The organism is Salinicoccus halitifaciens, from assembly GCF_021026095.1.
Classification (GTDB): Bacteria; Bacillota; Bacilli; order Staphylococcales; family Salinicoccaceae; genus Lacicoccus; species Lacicoccus halitifaciens.
Genome location: NZ_JAJNCU010000005.1, coordinates 202541 through 216432 on the forward strand (window position 1 = coordinate 202541; position 13892 = coordinate 216432).

Annotated in this window: 16 protein-coding genes; 10 read left to right on the plus strand and 6 right to left on the minus strand. The window is 51.4% G+C overall.

The features are described from left to right. The 4 genes from LPW40_RS11090 to LPW40_RS11105 form a co-directional block, all read right to left on the minus strand. Window positions 1-435 carry an acetyl-CoA carboxylase biotin carboxyl carrier protein gene (locus tag LPW40_RS11090; RefSeq protein WP_230822308.1) on the minus strand — a complete coding sequence of 145 codons (435 nt, stop codon included), beginning with the start codon at window positions 433-435 and terminating at the stop codon, window positions 1-3. A 4-nt stretch (window positions 436-439) separates the two neighbouring features. Next, window positions 440-1429, minus strand: a complete 990-nt coding sequence (locus LPW40_RS11095) for a 5-oxoprolinase subunit C family protein (protein WP_230822309.1) — start codon at window positions 1427-1429, stop codon at window positions 440-442. Next, window positions 1426-2145: a 5-oxoprolinase subunit PxpB gene (gene pxpB, locus LPW40_RS11100; RefSeq protein WP_230822310.1), complete on the minus strand. Its 720-nt coding sequence runs from the start codon at window positions 2143-2145 to the stop codon at window positions 1426-1428. Before pxpB ends, LPW40_RS11095 begins: the two co-directional genes overlap by 4 nt. Before the next feature lie 97 nt (window positions 2146-2242). Further along, complete coding sequence (locus tag LPW40_RS11105; protein WP_230822311.1) at window positions 2243-3163, minus strand: arsenic resistance protein; 921 nt, start codon at window positions 3161-3163, stop codon at window positions 2243-2245. 118 nt (window positions 3164-3281) lie between these two features. Between LPW40_RS11105 and LPW40_RS11110 the strand changes: the two genes are divergently transcribed. Beyond that, window positions 3282-3947, plus strand: coding sequence for a pseudouridine synthase (locus LPW40_RS11110; protein ID WP_230822312.1), 666 nt, complete (start codon window positions 3282-3284; stop codon window positions 3945-3947). An 89-nt stretch (window positions 3948-4036) separates the two neighbouring features. Continuing rightward, window positions 4037-4714 (plus strand): RluA family pseudouridine synthase, encoded by a 678-nt coding sequence (locus LPW40_RS11115; RefSeq protein ID WP_230822313.1) that lies wholly within the window; start codon window positions 4037-4039, stop codon window positions 4712-4714. 11 nt (window positions 4715-4725) lie between these two features. Here LPW40_RS11115 and LPW40_RS11120 read toward each other — a convergent pair whose 3' ends face one another. Continuing rightward, window positions 4726-5631: a DMT family transporter gene (locus tag LPW40_RS11120; RefSeq protein ID WP_230822314.1), complete on the minus strand. Its 906-nt coding sequence runs from the start codon at window positions 5629-5631 to the stop codon at window positions 4726-4728. A gap of 8 nt (window positions 5632-5639) precedes the next feature. Further along, window positions 5640-6116 (minus strand): nucleoside deaminase, encoded by a 477-nt coding sequence (locus LPW40_RS11125; protein ID WP_230822315.1) that lies wholly within the window; start codon window positions 6114-6116, stop codon window positions 5640-5642. A 390-nt stretch (window positions 6117-6506) separates the two neighbouring features. On the opposite strand from LPW40_RS11125, the gene LPW40_RS11130 reads away from it, so the two are divergent. The 8 genes from LPW40_RS11130 (at window position 6507) to LPW40_RS11165 (ending at window position 13884) form a co-directional block, all read left to right on the plus strand. Then, entirely contained in the window at window positions 6507-7859 is a 1353-nt protein-coding gene (locus tag LPW40_RS11130; RefSeq protein ID WP_230822316.1) for an MmgE/PrpD family protein, read from the plus strand. A 50-nt stretch (window positions 7860-7909) separates the two neighbouring features. Next, window positions 7910-8557 (plus strand): GntR family transcriptional regulator, encoded by a 648-nt coding sequence (locus tag LPW40_RS11135; RefSeq protein WP_230822317.1) that lies wholly within the window; start codon window positions 7910-7912, stop codon window positions 8555-8557. Between the two features lie 110 nt (window positions 8558-8667). Further along, entirely contained in the window at window positions 8668-9510 is an 843-nt protein-coding gene (locus tag LPW40_RS11140) for an HpcH/HpaI aldolase/citrate lyase family protein (protein ID WP_230822318.1), read from the plus strand. A gap of 27 nt (window positions 9511-9537) precedes the next feature. After that, on the plus strand, window positions 9538-10686 hold the full coding sequence (locus LPW40_RS11145; protein WP_230822319.1) for a CaiB/BaiF CoA transferase family protein: 1149 nt from the start codon (window positions 9538-9540) through the stop codon (window positions 10684-10686). A gap of 24 nt (window positions 10687-10710) precedes the next feature. After that, a complete protein-coding gene (locus tag LPW40_RS11150; protein ID WP_230822320.1) occupies window positions 10711-11232 on the plus strand; it encodes a MaoC family dehydratase in 522 nt (173 codons plus the stop codon). Between the two features lie 15 nt (window positions 11233-11247). Beyond that, window positions 11248-12090: a fumarate hydratase gene (locus LPW40_RS11155; RefSeq protein WP_230822321.1), complete on the plus strand. Its 843-nt coding sequence runs from the start codon at window positions 11248-11250 to the stop codon at window positions 12088-12090. Between the two features lie 10 nt (window positions 12091-12100). Then, on the plus strand, window positions 12101-12655 hold the full coding sequence (locus LPW40_RS11160) for a Fe-S-containing hydro-lyase (RefSeq protein WP_230822322.1): 555 nt from the start codon (window positions 12101-12103) through the stop codon (window positions 12653-12655). 32 nt (window positions 12656-12687) lie between these two features. Then, on the plus strand, window positions 12688-13884 hold the full coding sequence (locus LPW40_RS11165; RefSeq protein ID WP_230822323.1) for an acyl-CoA dehydrogenase family protein: 1197 nt from the start codon (window positions 12688-12690) through the stop codon (window positions 13882-13884). Window positions 13885-13892 lie beyond the last annotated feature (8 nt).

Consider the following 13892-nt stretch of genomic DNA (forward strand, 5'->3'; position numbering starts at 1 on the left):
TCATTCACCCTCTTTGCGGAGTGTCATCAGCACCTGGTCGAATTCGACGGCATCGCCATTTTCGACGAGTATTTCTTCGATCACGCCCGAGTGGTCGGTGGTGACATCGTTGAACACCTTCATCGCTTCTATGATGCCGATCTGGTCACCGGCCTCCACGCTGTCCCCGGCGTTCACAAAATTCTCATCGGAACCTTCCTCCTTCTGGAGGTAGAAGGTGCCGACCTGGGGTGCCTTGATTTCCGTGAGTCCGGAAGCGGATGATGCCTCTTCAGGAGCGCCCCCGTCTCCCTGACCTGCTGCGGGCGGTGCACCGGACTGGATGACTTCGCTCTTCTCGATATGAATCTTCGTATCGCCTTCTTCGACTTTGAGTTTCGTCAATTCCTCTTCCTTGAACAATTTTACAAGCTCCTTGATCTTATCGATATCCATATTCTCATACTCCCATCAGCTTCGTTATTTTTAAAGCGGTGCGCCGTCTGACCGAGGTGAAGTCGGTGAGGGGCTCAAAATATTCACCCGATCTGATGCGCTCCAGCTCTTTCTTATATTCTTCTGCTGCCTCATCCACATCGATTTCCTTGAAAATGATCTTTTCACCCGGCGGCTTCTGCACCAGTTTCGGGATATCCGCCAGTGCAACAGTCGCAATGCGTGCATATCCGCCGGCCGTCTGCCGGTCGTTCAGCAGGATGATCGGTTGCCCGTTTTTCGGCACCTGGATACTGCCGAGCTGCGTCGGCTCACTGAGCACATCATGCCCGTCCTCTGCGGTGAGTTCCGGCCCGCTGAGCCGGAAACCCATCCGGTCGCTGTCCTTCGTGATCTCATACCCGGAATTGAAGAGCTTCTCCCGGGCGTCATCACTGAAGCGTTCATACTGCTGGCCCGGGATGATGCGGATGATGTCGTCTTCTTCGAAAGACTTGATTTTCTTCATGGTATTTTGGAACTCACCGCCCACTGTCCGGAGGACATCCCCCGCTTTCAGCGTGCGCCCTTTGAAACCACCGATGCCGCTCCTTGTATGCGTGGACCGGCTGCCGAGCACTTCCGGCACATCAAATCCCCCGGCGACACCGAGGTAGATCCTCGCACCTCTCTGGCATTTGCCGATCTTAAGCCTCTCCCCCCGCATCACCCGGATCGGCAGCCCGCTGCCGTAGGATACATCATCCACCATGATTTCCGCTTCGGCGCCGGCTGTTGCGATGACCGTCTCCTTCAGGACTTCAAGCGTCACCCCGTGCAGCGTCATTTCCAGCACTGCGGCATTTTCATCATTCCCGAGCAGTTTATTGACCAGTTTATGCGCCCTGTAGTCCATCGCACCGGAAGGGGAGAAGCCATATGCCTGATAACCGGTCCGCCCGGCATCCTGCACTGTCGAGAACAGTCCCGGATCCACTACTTTGAAAGTCATCATTCCGCCTCCCTCCTTGTGATATTGACCTCGTATACGCCATCTGCCACCTGCTGTTCGATCGCTTTGTACTCATCCTCATCAATCGACTTGAAAATGATCCGGTCACCCGCTTCATAGAGGATGCTCGGCTCCCTCTCCTCATCGAATAAAGGGACCGGCGTGCGGCCGAGCAGATTCCACCCGCCGGGCGATGTGAAAGGATACATGCCGGTCTGCTTGCCGCCGATCCCGACGGACCCTGCCGGAATGCTTGTCCGCGGATTATCAAGGCGATCCTTGAACAGTTTTTCATCCAGTCCCCCGAGGTAGGGGAAGCCCGGCATGAAACCGAGCATATACACCAGATATTCGGTGCCGCTGTGCATTTCGACCACTTCCTCAGGCGACAGCCCGTCCTCTTCGAACCTGTCGAGGTCCGGCCCGAACTCCCCGCCGTAGCATACCGGGATTTCAATGAGCTTATATTCGAAAGGCTGGCCTTCCAGGGCTTCCAAATCGATTTCCTTAAGCAATGCCTCGAGCTCCTCCCCCCGGACCTTGAATAGATCGAAGTAGATGATCAGGCTGGTATATGAGATGACGATTTCAGTGACACCGTCGGTCCCGCGGTTTTCAAGTTCATTTTTCAGGTTAACAAGCGTTTTATTGACCGTCTCGCTGATTTCATCCCCGATGTAGACAGTGACGGCGTTTTCAGAGTACCTTTTTATATCCATAGCATCCCCACCTTTGAAACATCATATTTTGATAATTTCATTTTATCATATTATTCAGTCTAGTCGGCAGTGTCTCAGGAATGAAAAATAACCGGACTCATGTCCGGTTATCCTTGAATGACATTATTTTGGCTGTGAGGGCGAGGACGGGTATTTCAATAAGCGGCCCGATGATGAGGGCGAGCGTGATGACGGGCATATCATCGAACACCACCACGGCAATCGCCAGTGCCAGCGGTGAATTCCTTGCCATCGTCGTCATGACGAGGCTCACCGTATCGCGGTAGTTGAATTTGAAGATTTTTGCTGCAAAGTTCCCGATGAAGAAATTGATGAGGAAAAAGAGGAGGATCGGAACCAGGATCAACTGCAGCACATCCAGGTTGCTGAAAAGTATATCCCTTTCGGAAGCGAATATTGAAAACACCGCAAGACTCAAGATAACCGGGTTCAGCGAAGACAGCCGGTGCAGGTATTGCCCGGGAAATATCAGCTTCACCGCCATCGCAAAGGCGAGCGGGATGATGAGTGTCAGGATCATTGAGAATATGACGTCCGGGGAGACCCATTCGAATACGCCGAAAAATAAATAGATGTAGACAGGCAGCAAAATGATCTGCAGTATGAAGTTCACCGGCAGGATCGTGGTGGAGAGCGCAGTATTCCCCCGCGCAAGGTTCGTGAATATGATGTACCAGTCCGTGCACGGCGTGACCAGCAGCATGAAAAGTCCCAGCCAGAGGACGGGATGGTCATATAAAAACAGATTACCGAGCACATAGGCGAGCACCGGAGTCCATAGAAAGTTGATTCCAAGTGAAATGAAATTGAATTTATAATTTTTGACCGATGCCGGGATATCCCTGAACGGGACATCGAGGAAAATCAGGAATAAAAGCAGCATCAGCAGCGGTACAACCAACGCCCCCGTGATATCCGCCGTCGGTCCGTGCTGTCCCGCGAACAGCCCGAGAACCATCATGATCAGTATAAGCACGGGTGATAAACGATCCAGCATTCTTATTCATCCTTAAATATTTGATGGTGATTCACGTCTCCCATGTTAGATTAAGCACAAAATGGGGAATTGATTTAATATTGATATAAAAGAAGTGAAGAGTAAAGGAGACTGCATTATGGATATCAACGTTTTATACGAAGACGAACATCTGCTGATCATTGAGAAACCCGCCATCATCCCTTCATATAAGAGGGGCGATGAGGGAGAGAAATTGATGAGCTCGCTTAAAGAACGCAGTGAAGACGGGGGCGAAGTATACCCCGAGTCTGATGAAATTCTGGATACACCGATTGGCGGCGCCGCCGTTTTCGCCAAGACTGCTGAAGCTGCCTCACTGTTTTCAAGCGACGGTGAGAAGAGCAAAGTCGGCAGGCATTACAGGGCGATCGTGCGCGGACAGATGCCCAAAAAGGCGGATACCCTGACCAACCATCTCGTCCAGAATGAGGAGAATAATTTATACATCATCACTGACGGGGACGAAGAGGATGCGGTGAAAAGCGTCCTCCATTATGAAGTCATCGACCGTGACGAGGAGAACGACCTGACATTGATGGATATTCAGATGGACAAAGGCTATTCATCCCTGATCCGGGTCCAGCTTGCCAATCTCGGCAACACCATCCACGGCGATACGGACCACGGCCAGCACTACAACAAAATCGGCCAGCCGGTCGCGCTCTGGTCCCATTCCGTCGCTTTCAAGCATCCGGAAAAGGATGAGACAGTGACTGCGGAATCCACGCCGCCAAGTGAAAAGCCCTGGAATCATTTTTATTAAAAACGGAGGAACTCCCTTTTCATCTTCCATATAAGCTGATTGATGATATAATCGGATGTTATTGATGATGTAAAGAAGGAGAATCACCCGTGAATATTAATGTGCTGTATGAGGATAATCACCTGCTGATCGTGGAGAAGCCCGTCAATATCCCGGTGCAGGAAGATGCTTCAGGCGATAAAGACCTTTTGAACATATTGAAGGATTATATCAAGAAAAATGAGAACAAGCCCGGGAATGTTTATCTCGGGCTTGTTCACCGTCTCGACCGTCCGGTCGGCGGGGCGATCGTCTTCGCCAAAACTTCCAAAGCCGCATCCAGATTGTCGGATCAGCTGAGACGGAATAAAATCATAAGGAAATATAAGGCCGTCGTACGCGGCAGGATGCAGGTCCCTGAAAAGACGCTGACCGATCATCTGCTGAAGGATCGGAAGAAAAACCAGGTGAGCGTCGTAAAAGCAGGCGTAAAAGGCGCCAAAAAAGCGGTCCTCCACTATAAAGTCATAGGGTGGGATGAGAAAAGTGACTTAAGCCTGCTCGAGATCGAACTTGAGACCGGCCGCTCCCACCAGGTCCGGGTGCAGCTGGCCAATGCCGGCAATGTGCTGTTCGGTGACCAGAAATACGGCCCGGGACGCAACAAGGCAGGCCAGCAGATTGCATTGTGGGCGTACATCCTTGAAGTCAAGCACCCGACGAAGGACGAGATGATATCTGTAAAATGCCCGCCGCCGGATGCGCATCCATGGAACCTTTTCTTTTAAGTACTATCCGGTCATTCATTTTGTTTCTTCAGGGAGAGCAAAGTGATCAGCACCAGTATCAAAAACATGCCGACGAGCTGCCAGCTTTGAAACACCACGTTCATCACAATCACGCTGGCAACGATGGCTGCGAGCGGTTCTATGGTGCCGAACAAAGTGGTCTCCTTAGCCGAAATATATTCGAGGCTCTTTATGAAGAACCAGAAGGCGATCGCCGTGCCTGCGAAGATCCCGAAAAGCAGCACGATGATTGTTGCCATATCCATCCTTCCGGCCCCGACCTCCCATACGGGATGGATGAAGTTCATCACACCGCCGGCAATGATCATCGCCCATCCCACGACGAGCACCGAAGGGAAGCGGCGGAGCAGGGCGCCTGCATAGACCGTGTAAAAAGCGAGGGAGAATCCGGAGATCACTCCCCATACCACGCCCGGCAACGGCACGGACAGGCTTTCAAACGACCCGTTCGTCAGCAGCAGGAAAGTGCCCGTAAGCGTCAAAAATATCGCCAGGGCGTCAAATGCGTTCACGCGTTCCCGTCCCTTGAACAAATACCATATGATGATGTAGACAGGCGCCAGGTACTGGAGCAGTGTCGCGATCGCCGCATTACCGTAGTCAATTGACGCCATATAGGAATACTGGACGAGCAGCATGCCGAATATGCTGAAGATGATGAGCCGTATGACGGTCGACTTCTCCCTGAAAATGCTGAAGACGGGAATGTCTTTCGACATGAACCGGTGCACCGCCACTAAAAATATCCCGCTCGCAAGCAGCCTTGCGGTGACATACCAGTCGACGTCTATCCCTTTATTCGTGAAGAGCCAGTCCGAGGCCACACCCCCGACACCCCAGAAGAACGCCCCCGTCACTGCAAGAATGATCCCTTTCTGCCTATTGGTCAGAATCATATTCCGGCTCATCGTCTGTGGTATTCATACTGCAGTTTTTTCACTTCTCCGGATAATTCAGGGTCCGGTCCGTCGGCCTGCACACCCCTCAACACTTCCGTGACGTCCAGACCTCTCAGCATGCCGTCTTCAATCCCCATATCCTTCTTCCATTCTTTCAGCTGCTCGCCGGAACTCGCATATACGATCCGGCCGAGCCCCGCAAGTCCGTGGGCCGAAGCACACATCGAACAATGCTCCCCCGACGTGTAGACGACAGTGTCTCTCCTGTCTTCTTCCGGCAGATGGGCGATTGCCCATTTTGCGATTTCGAATTCAGGGTGCCGGGTGTTGTCCCCCTCGGCATCACGGTTGTGATCTTCGAATAAAACCTCCCCGTCCTTTGAAACGAGCACCGAGCCGAAAGGCGAGTTCCCTTTTTCCAGTGCCTCCCGGGCAAGTTCCACACACCTTCTTAAGTATCTTCTGTCTTTTTCAGTGATCATTGATATCCCCCTTATACAGTTTAGTCATACTATACCAAATTTGAGATGTGCACCTCATCACTTTTAGCTGCCGTTCAGCATGGCCATAATACGAGCAACATCCAATTTCGAGGTGACTTGCTCGTTTTCTGTAGCGATAATCCGAGCATGATCCGATTTCAAAGCCACTTGCTCGTTTTTTTATGTCCGTAATACGAGCATACTTCGATTTTGAAGTGACTCGCTCGTTTTTCACGACTTTAATCCGAGCAACACCCGAATCTCGGGCCACTTGCTCGTTTTACAGAGAGTGGGACCAAACTCTTAATTTACAGATTCTTCTGAAATCGTTTGCCTTTGGCTATTGTATCCAATATAATGAGGGCAACAATCAAAAGGAGGTTGGATGTAGTGTCTTTAAGTAAACAGTTGGCTGAATATGTCGTCTCGTTGAAATATGACGACATTCCTGAAGACGTGGTGGAGTTTACGAAATTATGCATACTGGATTATTTCAGCTCCGCCATCGCCGGGAAAGATATGCCGCCGATCCAGAAGATCGAGGAGATGGTCGAGGTGCTCGGGGGGAATGAGCAGGCATCCCTGATCAACGGGGGGAAATCCTCCGTGGCGAACGCCGCATTATTGAATGGTGCTTCAAGCCATATCGTGGAACAGGATGATATTCATAAAAGCTCGATCATCCATGCTGCCACCGTCGTCATCCCTGCAGCCCTTGCCGTTGCTGAATGGAAGAAACTCGACGGTAAAGATTTAATCACAGCCGTCGTCGCGGGATATGAAGTATGCTTCCGGATCGGTGAAGCCGTCTCCCCGTCGCATTACTACTATTGGCATAATACGGCGACCTGCGGAACTTTCGGTTCGGCTGCGGCAGTGGCCAAACTATTGGGTCTTTCTGTGGAACAGACTGTCCATGCACTCGGCAGTGCCGGCACCCAGGCTGCAGGTTTATGGGAATTCATCGAAGATGGTGCCATGTCAAAACAGCTCCATCCCGGAAAAGCTGCCATGAACGGTGTGATTGCGAGCATGCTTGCAGAAAAGGATTTCACCGGTGCATCAAAAATCATGGAAGGCAGGCGCGGTTTCTTCGAAGCCATGAGTGATGATTATGATGCGGCAAAAATCACCGAAGGCCTGGGCCATGAATTCAAGATCATGGAGAATTCTTTCAAGATCCATGCCTCATGCAGGCATACACATCATGCGATGGACCTCGTATCGGACCTCGCAAAGCAGCAGGATCTGGACCCCGATGCCGTGGACAAAGTCGAAGTCGGCACTTATCAGGTCGCCATCAACATCACCGATGACGAGGACCCGCAGACGATCTATCAGGGCAAATTCAGCCTGCAGTACTGTACTGCACTTGCACTCGTCAAGCAGAGCGGCAGCCTCGACACTTTCACCGAAGAAAATCTTTGGGATGGGACCGTCAGGGAACTCATGCAGAAAGTCGAAGTGTACGTCGATGATGAAGTTGATGCTGCATATCCGGAAAAATGGGGGGCAAACGTCAAGGTCCATCTGACAAACGGGGAGACGGTCGAACTGTCCACCGAATATCCTAAAGGAGACCCTGAGAATAATGTCTCACCGGATGAACTTTATGAGAAGTTCATGGTGCTTTCCAAAGGCATTGATGAGAGCCGGGCGGAAGAGGTGGCTGAAAATATCATGACCCTTGAAGATATCAGCGACTTGAGCATGCTTTTCCCTCATAATATGGCGGTGAAGTAGTATAATGCCCATAGATTTTTTGTACATGAGCAGAGAAAAGGATGATTAGCATGAAATTGAAGAGTGTTACAAGGGAAGTACTCCCGAACTCGGTAACGACCATTTTAAGGCAGGCAATTCTAAAAGGAGACCTGAAGCCGGAAGAAAGGCTCGTCCAGGCGGATATCGCCGAACAGCTCGGTGTCAGCAGGATGCCTGTCAGGGAAGCTCTGAAAACTTTGGAACTCGAAGGTCTGGTGACCCTGGAGCCGCATAAGGGTGCGATCGTGAACTCATTGACGATCGAGGACATCGATGAAATATACGAGCTGCGCACGATACTCGAACCTTTCACCCTTGAGCGCAGCATACCGAACCTTGAGCCTGAGGATTTGACCGGGCTTGAGAACCTCCATGAGACAATGCTTGAAACGACGGAGATCGAGACTTATGTGGACTTGAACAACCGGTTTCATAATCTCTCATTGTCAGGGTCGAAAAGCAAAAGGCTCCACGGACTGATGGCCAGGGTTTCACACGGCATCGCCAAGGACACGCCTTATGTCATCCCTGATCAGATCGAGAAATCAAACGAGGAACACGCGAGAATCCTCCGTGCCATCAAGACGGGTGATATAGAAGGTGCCTGCGCGGAATATGCCTACCATATCAAGAGGACGCATAAGGACCTGATCCCCCTTTTGAACCTAGATAATTAAAAATTATATAAATTCTAAAAATTCTGTTTACAAACAAACAGAATTCTTTTACACTGGGATTGTATCCAATCTACAATATCCTGAATTGAGAAGGGTTTAGGTGAAGATATATGGACAAAAGCTGGTTTTTCATACCCGGCAGCAAAGATAAATTCCTGGCCAAGTCAACAGAGCTGAACGCCGATATCATCATATTCGATTTGGAAGACAGTGTCGTCCAGGCGGAGAAGGCGGCAGCCAGGGAAAAAATCAGGCCGTGGTTGAACAACCCCGATATCCATTCAAAAAAGTATGTGAGAGTGAATGAAGTTCACAGCACTTATTTCATTGATGATGTGAGGGAACTGGCCGGCGAGGACCTGGATGGCATCGTCTTGCCGAAGGCCGCTGAATCCGATGATATAAAAATATTGGATTATCTGCTCACCACCTTTGAAAAACAAAACAATTTGAAGACAAATGATATTAAAATCGTACCATTGATAGAAACCGGCAAAGGCATGATGAATGCCCTGGAGATCGCCTCATCCTCACCAAGGGTGGAAGCGATGGCTTTCGGTGCCGAAGATTATATGCTGGATGTCAGCATACCGGGTGACGGCAATCAGTCACTACTTCATGCTCGGTCGACACTTGTCGCTGCATCGAGTGCTGCAGGCATCAGCCAGCCGGTCGACTCCGTGTTCACTGACTTCAAAGATCCGGAAGGTTTGAGGGAAGCATCTGCTTTAAGCCGGGGGCTCGGTTTCCAGGGCCGTCTCGTCATCCATCCGAAACAGATCGAGGCAGTCAACGAAGTCTATGCCCCGACACAAGCAGAAGTCGAAGAAGCTGAAAAAATCGTTGATGCTTTTGAGTCCTCTTCAAATGATGGTGAAGGTGCCATCGAAGTGGAAGGCAAGATGATCGACCCGCCTGTTTATGAGCGGGCAAAAAATTTATTAAAAATGTAAGCGGTTTATTTATATAGGAGGAATTCAATGTTACCACTGGAAGGTGTTACAGTCGTCTCTTTGGAACAGGCCATCGCCGTCCCTTTTGCGACACGGCAGCTCGCCGATCTCGGTGCAAGGGTGATCAAAGTTGAAAGGCCGGGCGTCGGGGATTTTGCGAGAGGTTATGACACGACGGTCAACGGCATGTCGAGTCATTTCGTATGGACGAACCGTTCCAAGGAATCCATCACTTTAAACCTTAAAGACGAAGATGATAAGGAAGTCCTTTCGAAACTGCTTGAAAAGGCGGATGTGTTCGTTCAGAATCTGGCACCCGGTGCGATTGAACGCATGGGTTTCGTGCCTGAGGAAATGGTTGAGAAACACCCGGAGCTGATCGTCTGCAGTTTATCAGGCTACGGCAAGGGCGGCCCCTACGAACAGAAGAAAGCCTATGATCTGCTGGTCCAGTGCGAGGCCGGCCTCGTATCGGTCACAGGCACTGAAGATGAACCGTCCAAAGCTGGCATTTCCATCGCGGATATCGCCGCAGGGATGTACGCATACACGGGCATACTCACCGCCCTGATGAACCGCATGAAGACCGGCAGGGGCACGGTGCTTGAAGTCTCAATGCTTGAAGCACTCGGTGAATGGATGGGCTATCCGGCATATTACGCGCAGTACGGCGGTAAGGAACCCGCCCGCACAGGCGCGAGCCACTCCACCATCTACCCGTACGGTCCGTTTGAATGCGGTGACGGTAAAACGGTTTTCATCGGGCTTCAGAATGAAAGGGAATGGGCACAGTTCTGCAGGGAAGTGCTGAATGATGAATCACTCGCTCAGGATGACCGCTTCAATGCAAATTACCTGCGTTCCGAAAACAGGAAAGAACTCAAAACGATCATCGAAGAGGCATTTGCGGAGCTCACTTCGGATGTCGTGATCGAGAGGGTCGAGAAAGCGAAGATTGCGAATGCCAGATTGAACAACATGAAAGACTTCTTCAATCACCCGCAGCTGAAGGCAAGAGACCGCTGGAGGGAGATCGGCACGCCGGGAGGCAATATCGCATCACTGCTCCCGCCGGTGACTTCGAAGGACTTCGATCCTGTGATGAAAGATGTCCCGGCCCTCGGCGAACATACAGAAAAGATACTTGAGGAATTGGGCGTATCATCCAAACCTTAAAATAAAACAACAGGAGGCATTTCAATGAGTGTACAGGAAGGCTGGACAGGCCGTTATTATGAAGATTTCTCGGAAGGGGACATCTACCCGCACCCCCTGGGGAGGACGGTGACGAAAACAGACAATATATACATGACGCTTTTGACGCAGAACACAAACCCGATCCACTTTGATGATTACTACTCGGAGAAGACGGAATTCGGCAAACCGCTTGTCGACTCGACATTCACGCTGGCCCTCGTCACGGGGCAGTCCGTCACCGATATTTCGCAAAACGCCATGGCGAACCTCGGGTGGGACAACATCAAGCTTCCCAACCCCGTATTTGAAGGGGATACGATTTATTCATATTCGGAAGTGACCGGACTGCGCGAATCGAAATCCCGTCCGAATGTCGGCATCGTCAATGTAAAGACATACGGTTACAACCAGCGCGCGGAGGTGGTCATCTCCTTCGACAGGACAATGATGGTCTATAAGAAGTCACATGCACCGAACCAGCAGAACGAATTACTGGAAGAAGTGCTCAAAAAGCAAAAACAGTAACGATGGAGGCAGTTTATGAAAGTGATCCAGTATACGGAAATCGTCGATGAAGTTTCGAGGATCTGCCAGGAAGCGAATTTCGACCTCGCCGAAGACGTCGTCAATGCCTTTAAAGAGTCTGTGAAAACCGAGTCTTCCGCAGCAGGGAAAAGCATTTTGAACCAGCTGATCGAGAATGCGGACATCGCCACTTCAAACCGCGTGCCGATGTGCCAGGATACGGGCGTCTCCGTGTTCCTCGTCAAACTCGGCCAGGACTGCCATATCACCGGCGGCAGGCTTGAGGACGCGATCAACGAAGGCGTTAGGAAAGGCTACGATGAGGGGTATTTGAGGTATTCGATCGTGGATGATCCGATCACACGCAAAAACACCGGTGACAATACGCCCGCAGTCATCCATATCGAACTGGTCGAAGGAGACACCCTCGACGTCCAGATGTCCGCCAAAGGCGGCGGGGCGGAAAATATGAGCGCGATGAAGATGCTCACGCCTTCTGCAGGATTGGACGGGGTGAAGGATTTCATCATGAAGACGGTGAAGGAAGCGGGACCGAATGCATGTCCGCCCCTGGTTGTCGGGATAGGCATTGGCGGCAACTTTGAAGTCGCCCCTTATCTTGCGAAAAAGTCGTTGTTCAGACCTGTCGGCGAAAGGCATCCGGATAAGGATATCGCGGCACTCGAAATGGAGCTGCATGAAGCCGTCAACCGGCTCGGCATCGGCCCGCAGGGGCTCGGCGGCGACACCACCGCACTGGACATCAAAGTGGAGACCGCCCCCTGCCATATTGCAGCCCTTCCTGTTGCGGTCAACTTGAACTGCCATGCCAGCCGGCATAAACATTTCGTCATTTAAGGAGGTCCTTATGTCCGAGAAACGCATCAGAGTACCTTTTGATCCCGGTGCTGCCGAAAGCCTGAAGAGCGGGGACACGGTCCTGCTCTCCGGTACGATCTATACGGCAAGGGATGCAGCACATAAACGCATGGCCGAGCAGCTGGAGAATGGTGAGGCGCTTCCGGTCGACCTGGAGGGCCAGGTGATATATTACGTCGGCCCGACACCGGCGAGGCCGGGCGAAGTCATCGGTTCTGCGGGACCGACGACGAGCAGCCGGATGGATGCCTATACACCGGCGCTCCTTTCACACGGCCTGAAGGGGATGATCGGGAAAGGCTACCGGAGCCGGGAAGTGATCGATGCCATTCAGAAGAATAATGCGGTGTATATGGTGGCAATCGGCGGGACCGGCGCACTGCTCGCCCGGAAGATCACCGCTTCGGCACTCGTCGCTTACGAAGATCTCGGCACCGAAGCCATCCGCAGACTGGAGGTCGAGGATTTTCCCTGCATCGTGATCAATGACAGTGAGGGAAATGATTTTTATGAAAGTTCACAGCAGTCTTTCAGCAACGATTGACTAATATGAATATCAGGAGGAAATTGATAACGATGAGCGATTTATTACAATCGGAAACGATCAAACTCAGTGAAGAAGAACGTTTGCAGCTGCGCAAGGAAGTCCGGGAACTGTGCGAGAAATTCGGCAATGAATACTGGAGGGAACTGGACCCGGACAGGAAATACCCGCAGGAATTCGTCGATGCACTGACTGAAGAAGGGTATTTATCGGTATTGATCCCGAAAGAATACGGCGGCAAAGGCTACGGCCTGACGGAGGCGACCATCATCCTGGAAGAGATACATAGGGCGGGCGGCCATGCGGCGGCCTGCCACGCACAGATGTATACGATGGGATCTCTTCTGAGGCATGGCAGCAGGGAGCAGAAGGAGAAATACTTACCCGGCATCGCAAGCGGCGAAATCCGGATGCAGGCTTTCTCCATAACAGAACCCGAAGCAGGCTCGAACACCACGGCGATCGAGACTTTTGCCGAAAAGACGGATGACGGTTATGTCATCAACGGCCATAAGAACTGGACAAGCCGCATCAAGCAGTCAGACCTGCTTCTTCTACTCGCCAGGACCACACCGCTTGAAGAAGTCGAAAAGAAATCAAGGGGGATGACTTTATTCCTGGTGGACCTCAGGGAAATCAGGCAGAATCAGCCGAATGCACTTGAAGTCGAATCGGTCAGAACGATGTTCAACTACGCCACCAATAAAATCTGGTATAAGAACATGAAGGTGCCTGAAGACAGTGTCATAGGCGAAGTCGGCAGCGGCTTCAAATATGTCCTGGACGGCATGAATGCCGAAAGGATCCTGCTTGCTTCGGAAAGCATCGGCGATGGTTACTTCTTCATCGACCATGCGGTCGAGTATGCGAGTGAACGGGAAGTCTTCAACAGGAAGATCGGACAGAACCAGGGTGTCCAGTTCCCGATCGCAAGGGCCTACGCCTCCATCAAGGCTGCCGATGCCTTGAGGTATAAAGCCGCCGAGAAATTTGACACCGGCGAAAATTGCGGCGAGGAAGCGAACACCGCCAAACTGATCTCCAGTGAAGCAAGCTGGGAAGCGGCGAACGTCGCCATGAACACATACGGCGGGAACGGCTTCGTCGATCAGTATGACATTGAACGCAAGTTCAGGGAAACAAGGATGTACCAGGTCGCACCTGTGAATAATAATATGATTCTTTCGTACATCGGACAGCATGTACTCGGTATGCCGAGATCATACTAGGTATATGC